Origin of the sequence: Phormidium tenue FACHB-1052 (assembly GCF_014696675.1) — a bacterium.
Taxonomy (GTDB): domain Bacteria; phylum Cyanobacteriota; class Cyanobacteriia; order Phormidesmidales; family Phormidesmidaceae; genus Nodosilinea; species Nodosilinea tenuis_A.
Window position 1 is genome coordinate 137,510 of sequence record NZ_JACJQN010000014.1, and the last position, 21,761, is coordinate 159,270.

At 57.6% G+C, this 21,761-nt stretch carries 16 protein-coding genes; 8 read left to right on the forward strand and 8 right to left on the reverse strand.

The genetic code is table 11. The features are described from left to right. Nucleotides 1-95 precede the first annotated feature (95 nt). A complete protein-coding gene (locus tag H6G07_RS18740) occupies nt 96-716 on the forward strand; it encodes a M23 family metallopeptidase (protein ID WP_073608120.1) in 621 nt (206 codons plus the stop codon). Here the strand turns inward: H6G07_RS18740 and H6G07_RS18745 are convergent. The 4 genes from H6G07_RS18745 to H6G07_RS18760 all read right to left on the reverse strand — a co-directional run bounded on the left by H6G07_RS18745 (nt 690) and on the right by H6G07_RS18760 (nt 5,583). Next, nucleotides 690-1,535, reverse strand: a complete 846-nt coding sequence (locus H6G07_RS18745; RefSeq protein WP_073608221.1) for a M28 family peptidase — start codon at nt 1,533-1,535, stop codon at nt 690-692. The two genes, H6G07_RS18740 and H6G07_RS18745, sit on opposite strands and share 27 nt — an antisense overlap. A gap of 9 nt (nt 1,536-1,544) precedes the next feature. Next, nucleotides 1,545-2,324, reverse strand: a complete 780-nt coding sequence (locus H6G07_RS18750; RefSeq protein WP_073608121.1) for an SDR family NAD(P)-dependent oxidoreductase — start codon at nt 2,322-2,324, stop codon at nt 1,545-1,547. 42 nt (nt 2,325-2,366) lie between these two features. Further along, nucleotides 2,367-4,289 (reverse strand): tRNA uridine-5-carboxymethylaminomethyl(34) synthesis enzyme MnmG, encoded by a 1,923-nt coding sequence (mnmG, locus tag H6G07_RS18755; RefSeq protein WP_073608122.1) that lies wholly within the window; start codon nt 4,287-4,289, stop codon nt 2,367-2,369. A 79-nt stretch (nt 4,290-4,368) separates the two neighbouring features. Then, the gene (locus H6G07_RS18760; RefSeq protein WP_244901920.1) at nt 4,369-5,583 is read right to left on the reverse strand and encodes an aminotransferase class V-fold PLP-dependent enzyme; all 1,215 of its coding nucleotides are present in this window, start codon (nt 5,581-5,583) and stop codon (nt 4,369-4,371) included. 393 nt (nt 5,584-5,976) lie between these two features. Here H6G07_RS18760 and H6G07_RS18765 point away from each other — a divergent pair, with 393 nt between their 5' ends. Then, entirely contained in the window at nt 5,977-7,533 is a 1,557-nt protein-coding gene (locus H6G07_RS18765; RefSeq protein ID WP_244901918.1) for a TM0106 family RecB-like putative nuclease, read from the forward strand. A 33-nt stretch (nt 7,534-7,566) separates the two neighbouring features. On the opposite strand, the gene H6G07_RS18770 is transcribed toward H6G07_RS18765, so the two are convergent. Further along, nucleotides 7,567-8,010: a DUF6918 family protein gene (locus H6G07_RS18770; protein WP_073608123.1), complete on the reverse strand. Its 444-nt coding sequence runs from the start codon at nt 8,008-8,010 to the stop codon at nt 7,567-7,569. Between the two features lie 176 nt (nt 8,011-8,186). Then, nucleotides 8,187-8,396: an RNA-binding S4 domain-containing protein gene (locus H6G07_RS18775; protein WP_073608124.1), complete on the reverse strand. Its 210-nt coding sequence runs from the start codon at nt 8,394-8,396 to the stop codon at nt 8,187-8,189. 120 nt (nt 8,397-8,516) lie between these two features. On the opposite strand from H6G07_RS18775, the gene H6G07_RS18780 reads away from it, so the two are divergent. Then, nucleotides 8,517-8,855, forward strand: coding sequence for a hypothetical protein (locus H6G07_RS18780; protein WP_073608125.1), 339 nt, complete (start codon nt 8,517-8,519; stop codon nt 8,853-8,855). Nucleotides 8,856-8,894: 39 nt separating this feature from the next. On the opposite strand, the gene H6G07_RS18785 is transcribed toward H6G07_RS18780, so the two are convergent. Together H6G07_RS18785 and hmpF are read right to left on the reverse strand one after the other, a co-directional pair. After that, nucleotides 8,895-9,101 (reverse strand): glycogen debranching protein, encoded by a 207-nt coding sequence (locus tag H6G07_RS18785; protein WP_073608126.1) that lies wholly within the window; start codon nt 9,099-9,101, stop codon nt 8,895-8,897. Nucleotides 9,102-9,170: 69 nt separating this feature from the next. Continuing rightward, a complete protein-coding gene (gene hmpF, locus H6G07_RS18790; protein ID WP_073608127.1) occupies nt 9,171-10,922 on the reverse strand; it encodes a pilus motility taxis protein HmpF in 1,752 nt (583 codons plus the stop codon). A gap of 805 nt (nt 10,923-11,727) precedes the next feature. Here hmpF and H6G07_RS18795 point away from each other — a divergent pair. From H6G07_RS18795 to H6G07_RS18815, 5 genes are all read left to right on the forward strand, one after another. Beyond that, the gene (locus H6G07_RS18795; protein ID WP_073608128.1) at nt 11,728-12,999 is read left to right on the forward strand and encodes a response regulator; all 1,272 of its coding nucleotides are present in this window, start codon (nt 11,728-11,730) and stop codon (nt 12,997-12,999) included. Between the two features lie 254 nt (nt 13,000-13,253). Then, nucleotides 13,254-13,619 carry a response regulator transcription factor gene (locus tag H6G07_RS18800; protein WP_073608129.1) on the forward strand — a complete coding sequence of 122 codons (366 nt, stop codon included), beginning with the start codon at nt 13,254-13,256 and terminating at the stop codon, nt 13,617-13,619. Between the two features lie 43 nt (nt 13,620-13,662). After that, nucleotides 13,663-14,193, forward strand: a complete 531-nt coding sequence (locus tag H6G07_RS18805; RefSeq protein ID WP_073608130.1) for a chemotaxis protein CheW — start codon at nt 13,663-13,665, stop codon at nt 14,191-14,193. A gap of 51 nt (nt 14,194-14,244) precedes the next feature. Beyond that, a complete protein-coding gene (locus H6G07_RS18810) occupies nt 14,245-16,884 on the forward strand; it encodes a methyl-accepting chemotaxis protein (RefSeq protein WP_073608131.1) in 2,640 nt (879 codons plus the stop codon). Nucleotides 16,885-16,945: 61 nt separating this feature from the next. After that, nucleotides 16,946-21,445 (forward strand): hybrid sensor histidine kinase/response regulator, encoded by a 4,500-nt coding sequence (locus H6G07_RS18815; protein ID WP_073608132.1) that lies wholly within the window; start codon nt 16,946-16,948, stop codon nt 21,443-21,445. Nucleotides 21,446-21,761 lie beyond the last annotated feature (316 nt).

Consider the following 21,761-nt stretch of genomic DNA (forward strand, 5'->3'; position numbering starts at 1 on the left):
GATTCAAGAGAAAAAGCTTGGCAAGTCAGTACGCTTGAACTATTCTTATAAATGCAATTGTACTATTGCAAGCCCCAGCACTCGGTTTTGCAGCTATGGATGGTCGCTTTGACAGGGCGCAAGCCTTGGGTTGGATCGTTGCGCTTAGCGTTGGCATTGGCACGATGACAGAACTCACTCAATCAACTCCCCAAGTGGTTGCCGAAGAACAGATCCCCGCCAACCCCTGGTTGGGGTCATCGTTTCCTCTAGAACATTTTTCGCGCTACACGTCACCCTTTGGCTACCGGCAACACCCCATGGGGGGCAACCGCTTTCACTACGGGCTAGACTTAGCCGCCCCTATGGGCAGCTATATTCGCAGCTGGTGGGAGGGCAAAGTAGTTGAAGTGCACGACCACACCGCCTGCGGCACCACCGCTATCATTCAGTCCGGCTCCTGGACTCACGTCTACTGTCATATGCAGGGCAGCATTGTGGTCGAGAAAGAAGGTGGCCGGGTATTGGTCGATCGCGACGGCGGCATCGAGATTCGCCAAGGACAAATGGTGACCTCGGGCCAGCGCATTGGTCGCGTGGGCATGACCGGCAGCACCACTGGCCCTCACCTACATTGGGGTCTCAAGTATGATGGAGCCTGGGTCGATCCAGCCTTAGTGCTCAAGGCAACGTTTGACTATCAGCAAGCCTCACAGACGGCGCAGGCCGTAGATTAACCCCTGGCAAACCTGGGTGAGAAAATCTAGATCTAGCGTCTCTAAAGTGTCGGTAGGCTGGTGATAGTGGGGGTTGCGCAGGTATGCAGTGTCTGTCACCAAAATAGCCGGGTAGCCTAAGTCCCAAAAGGGGACATGGTCGCTGCGGCGAGTGTCGGGCACAGCCTTTCCCTGGTTCACAACGGGCAGCCACTGGCTACGCAACCCGGCAGCACGAAACCCCCACCACAGCCCCATCATGGTTGGAATGCTTTGCCAGGGGCCGATCTGGGCGATGTAGTTGCCCTGGTTGGGGTAGACGCGCTCTAACCCAGGCGGATACTTTTGAGAGCGGAGCTGTTGGCAGCAGTAGCCCAGCATTTCAAGGGATAGCATGAGCCCTAAGGGTTCAGCGCTCTGGTGCAGAGCGGCAGCATAGTGGTGGCTACCTACAAAGCCCAGTTCTTCTAAGTCAAAGGCCACTAGGCGCAGGGGAGACTTGCCTGGCCACTCGACCCAAGCGCGGGCTAGCTCCAGCAGCACTGCGACGCCGGTGGCATTGTCATCGGCCCCAGGGGAACCGGGCACTGAGTCGTAGTGAGCCCCAACTAAAATAGGCGGACGATGGGGATCGCGCCCTGGCAGGTTTAAGACCCAGTTGGTGTGCTGTTGACCTCGATGCTCGAAGGTATGGCCTGTGAACTGACCCCAGCGGGAAAACTCTTGCTGGATATATTGCTGCACAAAAAAGTGATTGGCAGAGGCAAAGTAGGGGTTGCGATCGCCCACCACCTGCTCCAGATGAGCCACCAGCCGAGATTTGAGAACATCATCGGGCAAGGGCTTCACCTAGGCAGGCTTTTGCAGTTCCTTAGTGATATTGGCCAGCTTCTGGCGAGGCAGCAGCCGGGTTACCAGCGACAGCACTTTGTTAGTGGTGCCGTGAACCGCGATGCGCTGACCTTTTTCCATGGCGGTGTAGGCATAGGCGGCAACGGCTGCTGACGTGGGCAGTGTTTTGCTCTCAAACAGCTTGGCGTCTTTGATTTCAGCCCGCGCCTGAAACTCTGACTGGGTGGGGCCAGGACACAGGGTAGTGGCGGTAACGCCAGTGCCCTCTAGCTCGGTGGCGATCGCATCTGTAAACGACAGCACGTAGGCCTTACTGGCGTAATACACCGCCATATAAGGCCCCGGCAAAAACGCCGCCGTAGACGCCACATTGAGAATCCGGCCCTGCCCCTGGGCAATCATGGCGGGCAGATATAGTCGAGTCAGGTGGGTCAGCGCCACGATGTTGAGTTGAAGCATAGCGTTTTGCTTGTCCCAATCGGCCTCAGCAAAAGCGGTTAGCGACCCAAAACCGGCGTTGTTCACCAGAGCGTAGGGCGTAATGCCCTTGAACTGAGTCCATTCGTAGAACTGGTAGCGGGTATTGGCATCGGTCAGATCGCCCCGATAGGTGAGCACCAGCACGCCGTAGGCCTTCTGTAACTCATCCTTAAGCTCTAACAGGGGTTCTTCCCGACGGGCAACCAGCACCAGGTCGTGACGGTGGGCAGCACATACCTTCGCCAGCTCATAGCCAATGCCGCTAGAAGCTCCAGTGATCAAAATTGGCTTGGCCATGGTTTGCCCCCAGAGAGTCAGCTAGAGAGAATCGGCTTGATTCTAACGAATTGCCGCTGGGGTCGCCTGACCACGCCGCGACTGAATCTCCAGGTAGACCAGCAGAGCGTTGACGTCGGCAGGGTTAACGCCACCGATGCGCGAGGCCTGGCCAATGGTCAGCGGTTTGACCTGGTTCAGCTTCTCGCGCGCTTCTTTTGAAAGGGTGTCGATCGCCGCATAGTCAAGGGTTTCGGGCAGCTTACGATTGGTGCTCTTGGCCACCTGGTCGATCTGGTTTTGCTGCCGCTGAATGTAGCCCGAATACTTGATGTCGATCTCGGCTCCCTCTTTTTCTTCGCGAATCAGCGCTGGATTGCCGAGGCCGTAACGGTCTAGGTCGCCGTAGTGCAAACCCGGACGGCGCAGCAGATCGGACAGGGTAATCGAGCCTTTGATCCGCTGGTCGGTATCCGCCGCAATCCTTTGGCCCAGCTCGTCATGCTCTTTGACCCGGGTTTCTTGCAGGCGCTCTTTTTCGGCGGCAATGTTGGTGTACTTGCGGGTGAAGACTTCCCAGCGGCGATCGTCAATCAGGCCAATTTCGCGGCCCAGGGGGGTCAGGCGCTGGTCGGCATTGTCAGAACGCAGCAGCAGCCGATATTCTGAGCGCGACGTCAGCATGCGGTAGGGTTCCCGCAGATCCTTAGTGCAGAGGTCGTCGAGCAGTGTGCCTATGTAGCTCTGCTCGCGGGCAAACACCAGCATCTCCTGATCGCGCACTAACCGGGCGGCGTTGACCCCAGCCACAAAGCCTTGGGCAGCAGCCTCCTCGTAGCCGGTGGTGCCATTCACCTGGCCTGCGCAGAATAGCCCCTCAACCCGCTTGGTCATCATAGTGGGGTAGCACTGGGTGGCGGGCAGGTAGTCATACTCCACAGCATAGGCGGGGCGCAGCATAGCGCAGTGCTCTAGGCCCGGTAGCGTGCGCAGCATGGCTAGCTGAAGTTTCTCAGGCAGGCCGGTCGAAAAGCCCTGCACATAGATCTCAGGAATGTCGCGGCCCTCAGGCTCCAGAAAAATCTGGTGGCTCTCTTTGTCGGCAAATCGCACGATTTTGTCTTCGATGCTAGGGCAGTAGCGAGGCCCTTTTGAATCGACCCAGCCGCCGTAAATCGGCGACAAATGAAGGTTTTCTTGAATGAGCCGGTGGGTAGCGGCAGTGGTGCGAGTGAGGTGGCAAGGCATCTGCTCGCGCTCAACCCAGGCCTCGGGGTCAAAGCTAAACCAGCGGATGTCATCATCGCCGGGCTGGGGTTCGAGCACATCAAAGTTGATCGAGCGGCGATCGACCCGCGCCGGGGTGCCGGTTTTGAGCCGCCCGGTTTCAAACCCCAGGCGGTTGAGGGTGTCGGTTAGGCCAGTAGCAGCAAATTCTCCGGCTCGGCCTGCCGCCATTGATTTGTCGCCAATCCAGATGGTGCCCCCCAGAAATGTTCCGGTGGTCAAAATCACGGCTTTGCATTTGAAGGCAACACCAAAGTAGGTTTCGACCCCTACCACCTCGTCGTTGGGGCCGAGCACCAAATCCGTCACCATGCCCTCGCGGATCACCAGGTTCTCCTGGTTTTCGACGATGGTTTTCATGACGGCGGCGTATTCGCGCTTGTCGGTTTGCGCCCGCAAGGCCCATACGGCGGGGCCGCGAGAATTGTTGAGCACGCGCTTTTGCAGGTAGGTGCGATCGGCCATTTTGCCAATTTCGCCCCCCAAGGCATCGACTTCGTGGGTAAGCTGCGATTTGGCTGGGCCACCCACGGCGGGGTTGCAGGGCTGCCAAGCAATTTTGTCGAGGTTGAGGGTAATCATCAGGGTGCGACAGCCCAGCCGCGCCGAGGCTAGGGCCGCCTCACAGCCCGAGTGGCCACCACCAACGACCACCACATCATATTCATCGAGAAAGTCGGCGGCACCTGGGGCAATCATGGAATCTGGACACAATAGTACTCACGGACTTCTAGTTTAGCGGGTTGCCGGTGGGTCTCTGGCCAGTGGGTCTCTAGATTTATGTCAGGTCTGAGAGGATGCGCTTAATAGCGGCGACCAAGTCATCGACTTCTGACTCCAGTGTGAGGTAGTGGGTGCAGGCGCGGACGCAGTTGGGCGCTAGCAGGGTGCGAAGAAACACATTCTGGCGCTCTAGCTCATCCACCAGTCGCTTGTGCCAGGCTGGGGAAGGCTCGCCGTTCTCTAGCACCCAAAAAGACACTAGGCCAGAATCGGGCGGGGTTTGCCGCACCGGGCGCAGGTAGGGCAGCTCTTGCAACTGTGACCACAGCCGCTGGCTGAGTTCCACTAGACGTTGGTAGCGCTGGGTCGCGGTGCCCCACTCGGCCTGATGGGCGATCGCCGCCCTTAATCCCGCCAGCAGCGGATAGTTGGAAGTCGCCACCTCGTAACGCTCACCGTTGGGCTTCCAGCCGGTGGGGTTAGCGGCAGCGTCGGTGGTAATGCCGCGCCAGCCAATGAAGGTGGGAGCAATCTGCGCCATCGCCTCGGGGCGCACGTAGAGACCGCCTAGCCCGGCGGGGCCGCACCACCACTTGTGGCCGGTAAAGGCGTAAAAATCGACCCCGATCGCAGGCAGATCCAGCGGCAGAGCACCGACAGACTGGGCCGCATCCACTAGCACTAGCACTGGGTTGGGGCGATCGCGGCAGACGTCAACCATGCGCTCTAGGGGCAAGACCTGGCCGGTATTCCACAAAATGTGGCTGACCACCAGCAGCCGGGTATTGGGTTGCAGGTGCTCAGCCACGACGGCGGCTGGGTCACCGCCATTCACGGTTTCGAGCAGGGGGCAGAAGCTGTAGGTGACGTCGAAGCGGCGGCAAATTTCCTGCACGGCGGCGATCACGCCGGGGTGCTCGCAGTCTGACAGCAGCATGTGATCCCCAGCCTTCCAGGCGATCCCCCACAGGGGAATGTTGCAGCCGACGGTGACATCTTCGGTGAGGGTGATGGTATCGGCGGTGGTGCCGAGTTCGGCGGCGATCGCCGCCCGAGTCTGAGCCGCCTCAGCCATAATCCACTGGTTGGTTGCCCCCGAAAATGGCCCCATTTCCTGCATGTGGTGGTGGGCCTGAAAAATGGCGTCTAGGGTAGTCTGGGCCATCGGCCCCTGCCCGCCATAGTTGAAGTACTGCTTACCCCTCAGGGCCGGAAACTGCTGGCGGTGGAGAGCTAGGCGATCGAGCACAGCAGTAGAAGAGGAATCAATCACGGGCAGAGGATTTGTCTAAAGAGAGGGATCTTCTCAACCCTATACTACCTAGCCCAACCCTGGGGCCGCCTCAGCCCATTCCCGATCGCCCAAGCCGCGCCGCGCTTCCCCGGAAACCGCTATAGGGTATAACATGCTTAGAATAAGAAACCGTGGGATTGATCCCAACCCAGTAGTCAGCTATGGGAAGCGATTGGCAGCAGCAGTGGAGCGATGATACCCAGCGATGGCTATCGCAGCCCTGTAACGTGGCCATGCCCGTTGGCCAGCTAAGTGCTTCTCTTACAGCTTTGGTGCATCCGCAACAGCAGCCGTTTTCTTTGTTCTCTAACACCTGCCCTATAACTCGCTTTGTCTGCTAGCCACCCCCTGCCACCGCATTCAAGTTCAGTGGGTGGCCCGCCAAGCCTCCTGAGCTTTCCAGCTGAGACGACGACAGCGCCTAAACCCCTCATTCAATGGCTTACCGACGACGTGCTGTTTCACTACCAGCGCTGTAGTCGGCGGGCCTTTTTAGATCTGTATGGCGATCGCATTCAGCAAGCGTCTCCCTCTGACTACCTGCTCAAGCTGCGCCAAGATAGCCTCACCCACCGTGAGCGCGTGCTTGAAGATTACTATCCCCTCCACCGGCCCGAGTTTCCATCGGGCGACTGGGCCGCTGGGGCAAAAGCCACGTTAGCCCTGATGGCTGAAGGCGTTGAGGCCATTCGCCAAGGGGTATTGGCCGCTCCCTCAGCGGTGGATGGGGTGCAGTTGGTGAGCCAGCCCGACCTGCTGATCAAGCGGCCCGGCTGGTCATGCTGGGGCAATTGGGTCTATGTGCCCGTAGATATCAAGCTGGGCAAAAAGCCGAAGCTCGACTATCAGGTGGTCGCGGCCTACCATGCCTACGTGCTCTCGCGAGTACAAGGGGTGTGGCCTGACACCAGTTGCCTGTCCCTGCGCGGTGGGCAAACCTACCACATCGACCTGGCGCGACTGGTGCCCAAGCTGCAAATGGTGCTCAACGACTGCCTTAGGGAACTGCGCAGTACAGTTACGCCGGAGCTGTTTATTTCCCACAGCCGCTGCGATCTCTGCCACTGGTTCAACCATTGCTACACCGAGGCCAGAGCAACCCGCCACCTATCACTGCTGCCGGGAGTCACCCCGGCCCGCTACGAGTTTCTCAAGCAGCACCACCTCACCACCGTGGCTGCCTTGGCTCAGGCCAGCCCGGCCCACCTAGCTCCCCTGCCCGGCTTTGGAGAACAGGTAGCCGAAAAGCTGGTTCATCAGGCCCAGGCGCTAATCGACAACCGCGCTATTCCGCGCAGCGCCCCCCATGCCCCCCACGGGTTTCCGCTGTGGCCGGAAGATTTACCCGAGGGCGAAGTTGAGCTGTACTTTGATATTGAGGCCGCCCCCGATCAAAATCTGATCTACCTCCACGGCGTGCTGGTGGTCAACCACCGCACTGGTGAGACTAGCTTCCATGCCTTGCTGGCCGAAAACCAACATCAGGAGCGCCGCGCCTGGAACGATTTTCTCGATTTGGTGCATACCTATCCCTACGCGCCGATCTACCACTTTTGCCCCTACGAGGCCCAGGCGGTTCGCAAGTTAGGGCAGCTCTACGGCACGCCCCACCGCCGCATTGAGGCCCTACTCGATCGCTTTTTTGATATCCACAAGTGCATCACCGATGGCGTCACCCTGCCCATCGAGAGCTATGCCCTCAAGCACATTGCCCGCTGGATGGGCTTTGACTGGCGTGACGAGGGAGCCAACGGCGCCCAGTCAATCTGCTGGTACAACGCCTGGGCCGAAACCGGCGATCGCACCTACCTGAATGCCATCCTGCGCTACAACGAAGACGACTGCCGGGCCACCTACCACATCAAAGACTGGCTAGTTAAGTTCGCTGAACCCTACTGGGATCAGCTCTACCAAACCATTGGCTAGGCAATCTGTCTCGCCATAGTTAGCCTTCAGTGCCTAGGAGGCAACCACGCTATAGCGGCCAAAAATCTTGGCTAGCTCTGGTACAGCGCTCTCCACGTCGCCTTTCACCGACTTGCGCAGCTTGGTATACGACGATCGCACCACCCCGTTGTCGGTCTTGGCAATGCGGCGATCGGTCACTCCCAAAATGACATCGGCAGCTCGCACCTGGTTCTGAGTCAGGTAGGCCACCGGATCGCCCGCCTGCTCACCCTCGATCCACATAGGTTCTAGGGAGACTACCACCTCGGGCAACATTCGCCCAATGGCCCCAGGAATATAGCCTGAGTTCATCCCCTTGACGACGCCGTAGGTAGTTTTTAAGGCCATACCCCCAAAGCCACCCTTAGAGGCCACCTGGTTATCGATGAGGGAGGCACAGTCAGCCACCACCTGGGCTTTCACAGCTTTGTCATTTAAGATATCGCTTAACCCCATAGCATTAAAAATCTCAGTAATAAGGTTTTGTCCTGGTCTCAATCTTCTATAGCCCTAAGGCTAGATCAGCATTCCCTAGGTAAGGTTCGAGATTGCTTAACAGATCGATAAACTTTGTAGGGCAACCCTTGTCGCGAACCCAATTGATCAGTAGCGTCGTTCTGGGCAGAAGCCATCTACCCAAGAGCCGCCAGATCGACGACCCAGGTCTGCCCGTCTAGAGAGACGCGATCGCCCGTCACCAGCTTCCGCCCCCGCCGAGTTTCGACCTCCCCGTTGACGCTCACCTCGCCATCTTGAATCATCAGCTTGGCCTGTCCCCCCGTCGAAACCGCCTGCATTTGCTTCAAAAACTGGTCGAGTTTGATGTAATCCATACTGGCCATAGCGCTATCAGAAGAAGGGTGGGAAAGAGCAATAGAAAGTCTTCAACTCTAGAGGCTAAGCCGCCCCTTACACTCAAGTAAGGGTGTTTATATCACGGCTGCCAGTGGAGGGGCACAACGTTGACCAATCATCAACTCCTGCAAGAGCTTAGACAGAAACAACAGCAGCTTGAGCAATTTCGCCGCGCTGGCAGCGCGTCGCTCCAGGCGCTGCTAGACCAGTACGACTGGGGGGTCATCACTGGCGCAGGGCACGGGGGCTTACCCCTACTTACCCTGCGGTTTGACTATCGCATTGCCCTCAATGACCCCTGTTTACTGGCCTTGGCAGAAGAGGCAGAGCAAACCTGGGGCCCCATAGACTTTGCCCTATTCTCCGGCGAATCTCAAGATCCCGTACGAGTGCTGAGCCGCACGCTGCTCGATCGGCGCTGGCGCTGGCGGCAGTCTAGTCACTAGCCTCGGCCTAAGCTACTCGCCTCCGCAGCGATTTGGGTTTCAATAGCTCAGCTTTAGTGCGTTGACAGGCACCTCATCCCACGACTCGACGGTGCGTATTTGGGCGACCCAGCCCGCGGCTCGTTGCTCGTCGGATAGGTTGTCTAAGAATGACTGGTAGCAGTCCTGGGCCTGGGCTTCGTCGCTGCAGGCAATGCACGAGTAAATGATCCCCGACGGATCAATCTGTTCGTTGACCCAAATCATGCGCGGTTGTGCCTCTAGACGTCTCTTAGCCGACTCTAGCACTTGGAACCTCTGTTTTTGAGGCAGACCTTAGGAAGCCGCCACCTGAGGAGTGCCGACGCTGACTACGGTTTGGCGCAGCTCTGCGATCGCCTGCAACTGGTAATCGTTGACTTCCTGAAGCTTGGTAACGGCCCCAGTTAGGTTCTCCAAAGACTGCCTCAGCCCATTGACGCTTTCCTGCGCCGGGTTAAGCAGTTCTTCGCAGACCGCTAGCTTGCCCATCAAGCCCGCTAGATCTTGCTGCTGCCGCCGCAGATCTGCCTCAAAGGCTTCTACCTCAGTGCGGTTAGTGGCCAGGGCCGCCTCAGCCGTTCCAATCTCCTTCTTGAGCTGACTGATGCCATCCTGGAGCTTCTTCACCTCAGTCTCTAGGGCCTGAATCGTATCCGTCGTGTGCTGGCGCTGAGTATCAATGGTGTTGAGCAAAGGCTCGAGATCGACAGCGCTAACCGGCGTTTCCTCCACCGTTAGACCCTGGCGTCGCCGCAGTACCGCCTGATGCTGACTTAACACCTCCTCACGCTCTAGCAAATTGCGCCGCTGGCCCACTAGGGTCTCGTTGAGCATTTGGTAGCGGTCTTGCTCCTCTTCAACCTCAGTTTCTAGCTGAAGGCGCTCAAACTCACTGGCCTGCTCGATCTTGAGCTTGATCTCATCAATCGCCTGCTGCTCTAGGTTCAGCTCCTCTTCCTGGTCGGCGACAAAGCGAGACATTTTCTCTAGATCTTTTTCTAAATCGCCCACCATGGTTTGGAGGTGGTCTAAATCCATCGCCTCCAAAGCCGCTACATCGACCTTTTTGCTCAGCCGTACCTTGTCGGTGGTGTTGAGCAAGTCGTAGATTTTCTGGTGCAGGTTCGCTTGGGCTTGCAGAGTATCCGTTAGAGTCTGAATCTGCTCCTGCTGGGTTTTAACCATCTGCTGACGCAGCTTTAGCTCTTCGCGTTTGGCTACCAGCGCGGATTCAGCCTGACGCCAATCGGCCCAGCGCTGATTGAGCTGGCTAGCCTGCTGGTCTAACTCCTGCTGGCGCTGCTCTAAGCCCTGGCGTTGGCCTTCGAGCGCTTGTCGATAGTCGCCTAGCAATCCCTGATGGTAGTTCAGCCCATCGGTGGCGTGGGTAAGCGGATCCCGCAGTGCTTCAACGGGCATCACGGCTTCGGTGAGACGGTTGAGGGCACCTTGCAGGTTGGCTACCTGGTCTGGGTCAAGGCCAGCGGCTGCACTGCCTTCGGCCCGCTGCTCTTCCAGGCGGCGCATTTCGCCATTGAGGTGGGCCCAAGCCCCTTCGAGGTCTTGATTTTTTCGGGTGAGTTCTTCCTGCTGTTGCTCAAGGCTTTGGCGCAGCTGATCTAGCTCTTGCCGCTGGGCATCTAGCTGTTCAAGATCGGCTTCGGCCTGCTCGACCTGCTCCTGGCGGGTCTCTAGCTCTAGCTCACGGCGGTTGAGTTCCTGGCTTTGGAAGGTAAGCGACTGCTTCCACTGCTCAATTTCTTCTTCCTGGGTCTTAGACTTTTTGCTTAGGTTAGAGAAATTTTGCAGAATGGTGGTCAGCGATCGCCCCGCCTCATAGTGACGCTGGATTTGGCGGCTATTGCTGACCTCCACCATCACTAAGGCACCAGCGTTGTAGGAGGCGTCGTCGGGGGCCACTAGGGTCTCGTCCCCGGTCACGGCGCTCCAGCTATTCTCGCTGCGCTGACAGGCAAGTAGCTTAAACTCAGGCTTGCCGCTGCCAATAAACCCGGTCTTTTTCTGGACTTCTGCTAGGTACAGCACGCTGGTGGTCCTCGTGGCTTAGAACGTTGACGTTAGGAAAATAAATCTGACGCAGTAATTTTAAAGACCTCGCACCGTAGGTCGAACGGGGCTGCTTGTTTAGGTAAACGATTTAGTGGCTGCGTAAATGTGTCCTGATACACCATTTAGCTAGCTCTAGATTAGCTCAGAGCCTCAAGTGCCAAGCATCCTATCTATCACCCACGCTACCGTCCATCCTAGTTGTAATTTGGCTTACCCATAAACCCTATCGCAAACCCTTGGAGTCAGGGTAAAGTTCAAGACCCTGCCGTCAGAAAAATCGCGATCGCACCATAGCGACAACTTAACTACGACGAACCGCATCAGCCTTAGACTGACGACTCAAGCCATCTTACCCATCTAGAGGGTACTACCGCTGCTGCCAAAGCTAATGGGAATCTTAGCTAAATTTTCGCCCGGTAAACTCGGCGTGTGGGCAAGCGATCGCAACCGCTCGCATTGCCAGTTGGACAGCGCATCTTTAAGGTTCCCAAAAATCTTCCCACCGAGCAAAGAGCTATGACCTGATCGCGCAGCATCTCTGACGAAGCGCCGTATACTGAAAACAAACCAGAGAGGGCTGCTTCCCAACTGATTCCTGCTAGGCGTAACGATTGCCCTTAAGCTAAACCCTTCAGCACAGCAGCACAGCCCTCTAGCAAGGCAATCGTTATGCCCAGAAAATTGAAGGGTACGATTGGGTTTCTAGTTAGGGCATGCTGAACTCAGCCCCCGACCTTCCTGGCCTGGCTAATCAGGTGCCGTTCCCATCTTGGGTTGCCTCATGCAGGGTTATCTGTCAGAAATCGATATTCGCAGCATTCTACAGCTCATTGAGCTGGGGCAGCGCACCGGCGAACTGTACCTAGAAAGCTACGGCAGCACTAATAACCAGTCCCCCAATCAATCCTTTGATGGAGGGCTCACGCCAGCTGATTCCCGCTCCTGGATTGTATTTTTATCTAACGGGCAGCTCGTTTACGCCGGCACCACCGACAACAAGCTCGATCGCCTGCGCGACCATTTACACCGCTACGGCATCGACCAGTCGCTGCCAGACCCCAGCACTACCGCCGCGATCGCCGCCTTCAACTCCCTTGAGTACGGCACCCTATGGGCCCTGCTCGAACAGCACTTAATCACCCCCGATCAGGGCCGCACCATGCTGAGCCACATGGTGCACGAAACCCTCTTTGACCTACTGAGCCTCCACCACGGAGCCTTTGTGTTCCAGCTCAGCTCAGCGCTGAGTCCCCAGCTGATGACCCACACCATCAGCGACCTAGTCGCAGGCATCACCCAGCAAATTCAAACCTGGCATCAGCTGCACCCCCACCTGCAATCGCCCGATCAGTGCCCCGTTCTACTAGCCCCCGAAGCCTTTCAGGCCAGTGTGTCCAACCAGGCCTACCAGCGCATGGTTACCTGGATGGATGGCAAAACGTCCATCCGCCGCATTGCCCGCTACCTCAGTCGCGATCTGCTCAGCGTCGCCCGCAGCATAGTCCCTGCCCTGCAACAGGGACAAATTAGCCTGGTCTACGGTTCTACTGAGGTAGACCTAGCCCCCGTCAACCAACGGCCTGGCCCCGATCGCTTGCCTCGAATTGTCTGTGTTGACGACAGCGCTACCGTTCGCCAAGCCGTAGAGCGCATTCTCTCCGGGCAAGGCTACGAAGCCACCTCCATTGGCAACCCCCTCAAAGCCTTGGGCTTGCTGTTTCAGCTACAGCCCAACCTGATTCTTTGCGACATCACCATGCCCGAGCTTGATGGGTACGAGCTATGCGCCATGCTGAGACACTCCAGCGCCTTTCGCCAAACCCCCATCGTCATGCTCACCGGCAAAGACGGCTTTTTAGACCGAGTTAAAGCCAGAATGGTCGGCGCAACCGACTACCTGACTAAGCCCTTTGGCCCTGGCGAGCTGCTAGCGCTGGTCGAAAAGTACGCTGGCCCTGGCGACCTCAACCGCCCTCGCCCCGACACCCTGCTAGCCGAAGCCATCGAAGACGAATTCGACCTTGACTTTAGCAAAGCCCCTATGCCCCAGTAACATTCCTTTGCCTAATCAGGGTTTTTGGATCAAATCCGATAAGATTCGCCATAATCTAAACAACCCGGATGATTAATTTATCTAAACCGAAAGCATGGCCTGCGTTTGAGGGTACGTTAGAGTCACAGGCTTGGAGTCCTTAGGGGCTGCTTTTAAGGGCGGTCAGTCGTGTCTTAAGCTTTGATCAGCAATAGTCACACAGCGTCACTGACGGTTTACGTCTGGCCATTGAGCTGACCTTTTTGAATCAACCTATGAGTACAGTTCTGGTGGTAGAAGACAGTGTTCCTCAGCGGGAAATGATTACCGAGCTACTACGGGGTATCGGCCTCAGCGTTACCGTAGCCAGCGATGGCATGGAAGCCCTTGAGCAAATTCAGAGCCACCGCCCAGACATGGTTGTGCTCGACATTGTCATGCCTCGCATGAACGGGTACGAGCTCTGCCGCCGCATCAAAGCCGATCCCCTGACCCAAAATTTGCCGGTGGTAATGTGCTCCTCTAAGGGTGAAGAATTCGATCGCTACTGGGGTATGAAGCAAGGGGCAGACGCTTACATTGCCAAGCCGTTTCAACCCACCGAATTGGTGGGTACGGTCAAGCAGCTGCTCAGGGGATAAGACTCAAGCGCGACGCAACAGAGGATAACGTAACAACAAGCTTATGGTAGGCAATCCAGACTTTCTCACCCAGACCGGGCAAGACCAAGATCCAGAGCTGCAAGAGCTGGAAACGCCCGATGGCGAGCTATTTTTGCGCTTCTTTGTCACCCCCGAGGATGAATTTGCGCTGCCTGCCACCGGCATTCGTCGCATTATTGAGCAGCCCCCCGATCGCATCACGCCCATCCCCAATGTGTCGCACCTGCTGCTAGGCACCCTCAACGAGCAGGGCCGGGTGGTATGGGTAGCCGATCTGGGTCAATTTCTCGGGTACTCATCGGTGCTCAACACCGATCGCCCCGAGATCTCAGTCATCGCCATTGAAGATCAGGGAACTATGCTAGGCTTGGCCGTCAACCGCATTGTGGGCACCCGCTGGCTCAACCCTGACAAAACTCGGGTGTCAGACAATAGCCCCGACACAATGGCTCCATTTTTGCGCGGTGAATGGGTCATGGACGCTGAGGAAAACAAAACCCTCAGGCTGCTTGACCACGTTGCTGTTATTCGTTCAGCCCGCTGGGCCACCTAGGCTTAGCCCCATCCTTACCCCTTAGGACATTTGCACCGGCAGGAGAAGACCATGGCTTCAGGCATCGATTACTCTCAAGCCTATCAAAAAGCAGAACGGGCCTACGTACAGGGCAACTACTCGGAGGCTGCGGCAGTTATCGATCAGCTGGCCGACGATTACCCTGAAGACCCCAGCGTGCTGCTGCTGCGAGGCCACATCTACTGCTACGGCCTACAGCGATACGATGTCGCCGCCGCCCAATATAGCGCCGTGCTCGATCTGACCTCAGAGCCCGAATACGTCGACTATGCCAGCAACGGTCTCGACTATGCCAATCAGTTTGCCGCAGAGGCATCCTCCGGTACGGCGATAGACTACGAAACCGATGCTGGCGATACCTTCTTCGACGCTGGTGCTTCAATGTCGATGGGTTTAGGGAGCGGTGTTGGGGCGACCAATGCCCCTGGGCTGTCAGATAGCCATCTCGACCTCGGCGACTTTGGCCTGGAAGACGACATGCCCGGTGCGATCGCCAACGGCGGGTTTAGCGACACCTCCTTAGCCGATCCCTTTGCGGCTGATCCCTTTGCCACCGACCCTGATGACAGAGTCGGCCTTAGCTTTGGCGCTGACTCTGCCAGCGGCAGCGGCTGGGCTGAGGGCCAAGAGAGCCTAGACGACATCACCTTTGACGACGATGATGCCTCCTTTGATTCCCTTGAAGTGGGCCATGGCGACGACCCCTTTGGCGGTGCCGCCGAGGCCCACAGGGGTGACCTCTACAGCGACATGGAGTTGGCCTCCCATGGTTTTGACCAGGGCTGGCCCCCCGCCGATGACGGCGGTGACGACATGACGGTGTTTGCCCCTGAACCCGATCTCCTGACCGACGATTTCGACACCGCTGGCGATAGCTCAGATCTCGACTACAACGGCTACACCGACAATGGATACATGCCTGATTTAGACGACAGCACTCAGCCCAGCAGCAACGTTGACTTTTTAGACGAATTTAGCGACTTTGACGACTTGGGCAACCTACCTGATTTTGAGCTATCAGACAGTTCTGCTGGATTTACGACGCCCTCGGTCGGCACCTCAGGGCTGACTTCAACGGACGACAGTGGCTTTTCCGGGGGCACTTCCGCCTTTGACCTCAGCGACATGAACGATCAGGCAGTGATCAGCGACGACGATATTTTTAGCATTGCGGGTGCCAGCGATAGCCTGCCTGTGTTTACCCAAACCGATAGCCATGACGTGGAAGCGGTCACCACTGAGCAAGACTGGCTGGCCTTTTTAGACAATGCCCCGCTGCCTACCAAAGAGCTGATCGTGGCCATTGCGGCTGGCGTGGCCTCGGCCCTGGCGGTAGGCGTGGTTAACTTTGCCGCATCGACTATACAGCCAGAGCGATCGATGCCCAAGGTCGTGCATGCCGCCATGGCGCTGGCAGGTGGAGTGGCCGGGTTTGGCTCAGCCCTGGTGGTAGGGCGTTTGGCCCACCGCCAGGTAGGCCGCAGTGTTGACGACCTGCAGCAGCAGTTTGACACCGTGATCCGGGGCAACCTGTCGGCCCGAGCCACGGTGTTTACCGAAGACGAGTTTGGTCGGCTGGCCAGCAGCTTTAACAAAATGTCGCGGGTGATTTTAACCACCACCAGTGAAGCCCAGCGCAAAGCTCAGGAGCAGGAGCAGGCCAAGGAAGACCTTCAGCGCCAGGTGATTCGTCTGCTAGACGATGTGGAGGGGGCGGCTCGGGGCGACTTGACCGTGCAGGCGGAGGTCACGGCTGACGTGCTCGGCGCTGTAGCCGACTCCTTTAACCTCACTATTCAAAACCTGCGGGAGATTGTGGAACAGGTGAGTGTGGCCGCGCGCCAGGTGAGCAAGGGATCTACGGAGAACGAGATTTTTGCCCGCAGTCTCTCGGCAGACGCCCTGCGCCAGGCGGAGGAGCTGGCAGTGACGCTGAACTCAGTACAGGTGATGACCGACTCGATTCAGCGGGTGGCCGAAAGCGCCCGTGAGGCCGAGGAAGTGGCTCGCACCGCGTCATCTACTGCCCTCAAGGGAGGTGAGTCGGTGGAGCGCACGGTGGCAGGTATTTTGGAGATTCGCGAAACGGTGGCCGAGACGACCCGCAAGGTGAAGCGTCTAGCGGAATCTTCCCAGGAAATTTCGAAGATTGTGGCGTTGATTTCGCAGATTGCCTCCCGTACCAACCTGCTGGCCCTCAACGCCAGTATTGAGGCGGCGCGGGCTGGGGAAGCCGGTCGGGGCTTCGCGATTGTGGCTGACGAGGTGCGGCAGCTAGCCGATCGCGCCGCCAAGGCGTCTAAAGAGATTGAGCAGATCGTGCTGCAAATTCAAAGTGAGACGGGCGGGGTGATGACCGCGATGGAAGAGGGTACCCAGCAGGTGATTGAGGGCACCCGCTTGGCGGAGCAGGCGAAGCGATCGCTCGAAGACATTATCCAAGTGTCAAACCGGATTGATGTGCTGGTGCGATCGATTACCGCCGACACCGTCGAGCAGACCGAAACCTCCCGCGCCGTGGCCCAGGTGATGCAATCGGTAGAACTTACCGCCCAGGAAACCTCCCAGGAGGCTCAGCGGGTATCAGGTTCGCTGCAAAACCTGGTGGGAGTTGCCCGCGATCTGCTGACCTCGGTGGAGCGCTTTAAAGTGAATAAAACAGACAGCTAGGTGCAGTTAGTCAACGGGAGCAAGCCGGACGCGGTCGAAAAGCATTCAGAGGGGAATTGACATGTCGCCTGAAGATCAAAAACGCATCTTGGGGTACTTCATCGAAGAAGCCAAGGATCATCTCAACACCATTGAGCAGGGTTTGTTGAACCTGGCGGACACCCTCAACGACTCGGAGATGATGAACGAGGTGTTTCGGGCGGCCCACTCGGTGAAAGGCGGGGCCGCCATGCTAGGGCTAAATAGCATTCAGCGCACCAGCCACCGCATGGAAGACTTTTTCAAGGTCATGAAAGAGTCGCCGATGCGCCCCGATCGCGACCTGGAAACCATGCTGCTGCAAATTTTCGATGGGCTGCAAGAGCAGCTAGAGCAGCTGCAAAGCCCCTTTGGCCTCACCAACGACCAAGCTCAAGAGATTATGGCTCCTTTGGAGCCCATTTTTGTGAAGGCTGAAGCCCACATCGACTCGTTGATCGCCGCCGCCCCAGCGGCTGCCCCAGCCGCCGCACCGCCGCGCCCCACCGTGGTAGCCGCCGCCCCTCATCCCGAGACCAGCGCCCTCCAGCTTGTGTTTCGCAGCGATGTCCCGGCGCTGTTGCGAGATATGCTGGCCACCTTCAAGCAGCCTGACAACAGCACGTCTCGCCAGGCACTCAGTCGGCTCTGCCAGCGCATGCACAGCGTGGGCGAACAGTTTGAGCTGGCTCAGTGGTGCAGTCTGACCCAGGTGGTTGAGCGGGCGATCGCCAACCCTGATCAGACCTACCGCACCCTAGCGCCAGTGGTGATCAAAGACCTCAAGCAAGCCCAAGACCAGGTGCTAGCCGGAGGCCTTAACCAAGTGGCCGCCTCCAGAACGCTGCAAGACCTGCTCCCCATTCAGGCTGAGCCCGAGTTGGGTAGCGACGACTCCACCCTCGACGCCTTGCTGGCCGAAGCGCTTAACGACCATGCCGATGGCCCTGACCTGGCCGATTTGTTTGCAGCAGCGGAAGACGTTAACACCGACGATCTGGCCCTAGCTAACACCGAAAACTGGCTCGAAGACCTGACCCTAGACAGCACCGACAATGTGACCGACACCGGTTTAGAGTCCGTCTTTGGCCAGTTCACACCACTGCCCGCCGAACCCGTTATGCCCCAGGGAACGGCAGGCAGCATGGGGCCAGAGGTAGGAGAAGCAGAACTCAACAGTCTAGCCGACCTGTTTGAGGGTGCCCCCGACAGTCTGACCGACATTTGGGAAGAGGATTTGTCAGAGGTCTCCCTAGAGGATTTAGACCTAGACGATGACGATACCGCCGATAGCGACAACTCTGAGTTTGCCGACTTGTTTGCGACCGAAGCAGCCGCTAGCAACCCTGACACCTTAGAAAGCCCCGACATTGACGACATGGCCAGTTTGTTTGGATACGACCTCGATGCCGGTGCAGAAGTCGAGCCTGCTGGGGGGGGCGAGCCCAATTTAAGCCCAAACTCTGTCAATTCTTTGACCGAATTGCTCACCGAAGATAGGGCACCGGAGTCTACGGCCACAGCAGAAACTGCCGTAGACCCCTTGGCAGATTTCCTCGACGATGGAGCCAGCTTTTTGGCAGGGGAAGTGGCTGACGTGCCTCTGGATGATTTCTTTGATATGGGCGAATCTGCTGAGGCAGGTGCGGCCAGTGCCAACAGCAATGAGGTCGATAGCTTCTTTGATTCGCTCCACGATGAGGATTTCATCGACGATGACGATGCCCACACCATGCCTGAGCTGCACTTAGAGCTTGACTTAGATAGCTCAAGCAACGTCGGCTCTAGCGCTGATAATAATGGGCTATTTAACGGTGGATCGTCGCATCTGCTCACTACAGACAACCAAGCCCCTAGTGGAGACGCAGCGGCGCAAGAGCCTGCAAGTCTTTTCGGGGAAGCCGATGCCTTCTTAGATGACCCCTTTGGCGAGCTGAACCTCACCGACAGTGCGTTTGACCTCGCCTTTGATGATGTCCCTGAGGAAGCGACGGAAGAGGCTGAGCTGGCTGCAACCGAGGCCGACGCCAGTTTTGACATCCCCACCGATGATGGCGATGGGGACGAGCTAACCGCCGCTACTTTTGAGGTTGAGGGGGGCTGGCCCGAGGCACCGGCAGAGGAAGCAAGCTTTGCCGATTTAGAAAGCCTACTCGATGAACCGGCTCTTCAGGCCGACCTATTCACTGACTCAGATAGCTCTCTGAACGACGACCTGAGGCTACCCGACGATGCCTTTGATGGGTTTGGGGAAGATATTTACAGTGGCAACGGTCGCGCCGAGACTCCTACACCCGCTAGCCAAAGCTTCGATAACTATGGTGAAGATAACGACAGCTTTGATGATTTAGAAGCCCTTCTGGGGGAAGATTCCCCCATTACTAATACAGCAGATCTAGGACAGATAGATAACGGGCTATCCACCGCCAGCAGCAACTTTGACAGCGGCGATGACGAATTTGACGATCTTGAGAAGCTGTTGGAAGAAGCCGATCAGCTCGGCGGGTCAGCTCCAAGTTTAGGGGCTAGGCGAACCGCGTCGATGCAGGCAGCGAGGCGATCGCCCCGCCGAGCGACCAACACCACCGACCAGACCATGCGCGTTTCGGTGGGTCACCTCGACAACCTCAGCAACCTGGTGGGAGAACTGGTAGTCAACCGCAACTCCCTAGAGCAAGACCAAGAACGCCTGCGGCAGTTTCTCGACAACCTGCTGCACCAAGTCTCGCAGCTCAACGATGTGGGGCAGCGCATGCGCGACCTCTACGAGCGATCGCTGCTAGAAAGCTCGCTGATTGCCAACCGCCAGGCCTTTGCCCTAGGGGTTTCCTCCTCTGACCGGGGCGGCGGTCACGCCACCGGGGCCACCTTCGATGCCCTAGAGATGGATCGCTTCACCGGCTTCCACACCCTCTCCCAGGAGATGATCGAGCTGATTGTCCGGGTGCGGGAGGCCTCGTCGGACATTGAGTTCACCATCGACTCCACCGACCAGATTGCCCGCCAGTTTCGCCAGGTAACGACCCAGCTGCAAGAGGGTCTCAATAAGGCGCGCATGGTGCCCTTCGGCCAAACCGCCGATCGCCTACCCCGCGCCGTGCGCGATATTTCGCTCAAGTGCGGCAAAGAGGCCCAGCTAGTGGTCGAAGGGCGCGACACCCTGATCGACAAAATGATTCTAGAGCGCCTCTACGACCCCATGACCCACCTGGTCAACAACGCCATTACCCACGGCATTGAGTCGCCCGAAGAGCGTCTGGCCACGGGCAAGGGCCGGGAAGGCACCATTACTGTGCGGGCCTTTTACCAGGGCAACCAAACGGTCATCTACATCGCCGACAACGGCGGTGGCATCAACCCAGCGGTGGTCAAGGCTAAGGCCCTCAAGCAGGGGCTGATCACCCCCGCCGAAGCCCAAACCATGACCGAGATCGAGGTCTACGATCTGCTGTTTTTGCCGGGCTTTAGCACCCGCGATCAGGCTGATGACTTCTCAGGACGCGGCGTGGGCATGGACGTGGTGCGCACCGCCCTATCCGACATTCGCGGCTCGATCACCGTTGAGTCTGAAGTGGGCAAAGGCACCAGCTTCACCATCCGCCTGCCGCTTACCCTGAGCATTACCAAGGCTCTAAGCTGCGTCAACAACCAGGCCCGGATCGCCTTCCCGATGGATGGGGTAGAGGATATGTTCGACGTGCCCAAGGAGCGCATTCAAACCGACGCCCAGGGCCACGCCTGCATTCTCTGGCGCGATACACTGCTGCCCTTCCGACCCCTCAGCGACCTGCTGCGCTTTAACCGCAGTCTGGGCCGGGGCCGGGTCTACGGCGGCCCCCAAGACGAAGATGTGGTCTCTATGGTGGTGTTGCGCAGCGCCAGCACCTTTATCGCTCTCCAGGTTGACCAGGTAATTGGCGAGCAGGAGATTGTGATCAAACAGCTAGAAGGGCCAGTACCCAAGCCCATCGGCATTGCTGGTGCCACGGTGCTAGGTGACGGGCGCGTCATGCCGATCGCCGACGTGCTGGAGCTGATCGATCTAGCCAGCGGTCGTCTGCGCCGCGATGCTTCAACCTCGCTGTGGACGCAGACGGTGGATGAAGAACCCGTCGAGACGGTCGCCCAAACCGACCCAACGGTGCTGATTGTGGACGACTCGATTACGGTACGCGAACTGCTGTCGATGAGTTTCAACAAGATCGGCTACCGGGTCGAACAGGCCCGTGACGGCCAGGAAGCCTGGGAAAAACTGCGCTCTGGCCTGCCCTGCGACCTGGTCTTCTGCGACATCGAAATGCCCCGCATGGATGGTCTAGAGCTGCTCTCGCGGATGCAGAAAGATGATGCGCTAAGCCAGATTCCCACTGCTATGCTGACCTCGCGAGGGGCCGATCGCCACCGGCAGATGGCCGTTGATCTGGGGGCTAAGGGCTACTTTACCAAGCCCTACTTGGAGGAAATGCTGCTGGATGCGGCCAAACGCATGCTCCAGGGCGAGAACATGATTCGTCGGAGGACATCTGAGGAATCTGCAGAATAGTTGGGGGTTACACTTACCCCAGGCTGTAATTACTAAGGTTGGAGTATACCGTCAAGAGAGCATCAACCAAGCTTGAGAGGTCATGATGGTTGCACACTAATGCTTCTAAGTTTTGAATGCAGAAACATCTGAGCAAAGTCTGTTTTGGAGAATATTTTGGAAAGAAGATCGTTGCCTCACTAAATATTCCAACACTTCTCAGACACAAAACACATATTACCGTTATGGAGAGTATACAAATCTTCACCTTTGGTGTATTTTTCCTTGTGCTGACTTTGTCAAAGTACTATGGTAAGGTCATAAAAGTTCGGCTTTC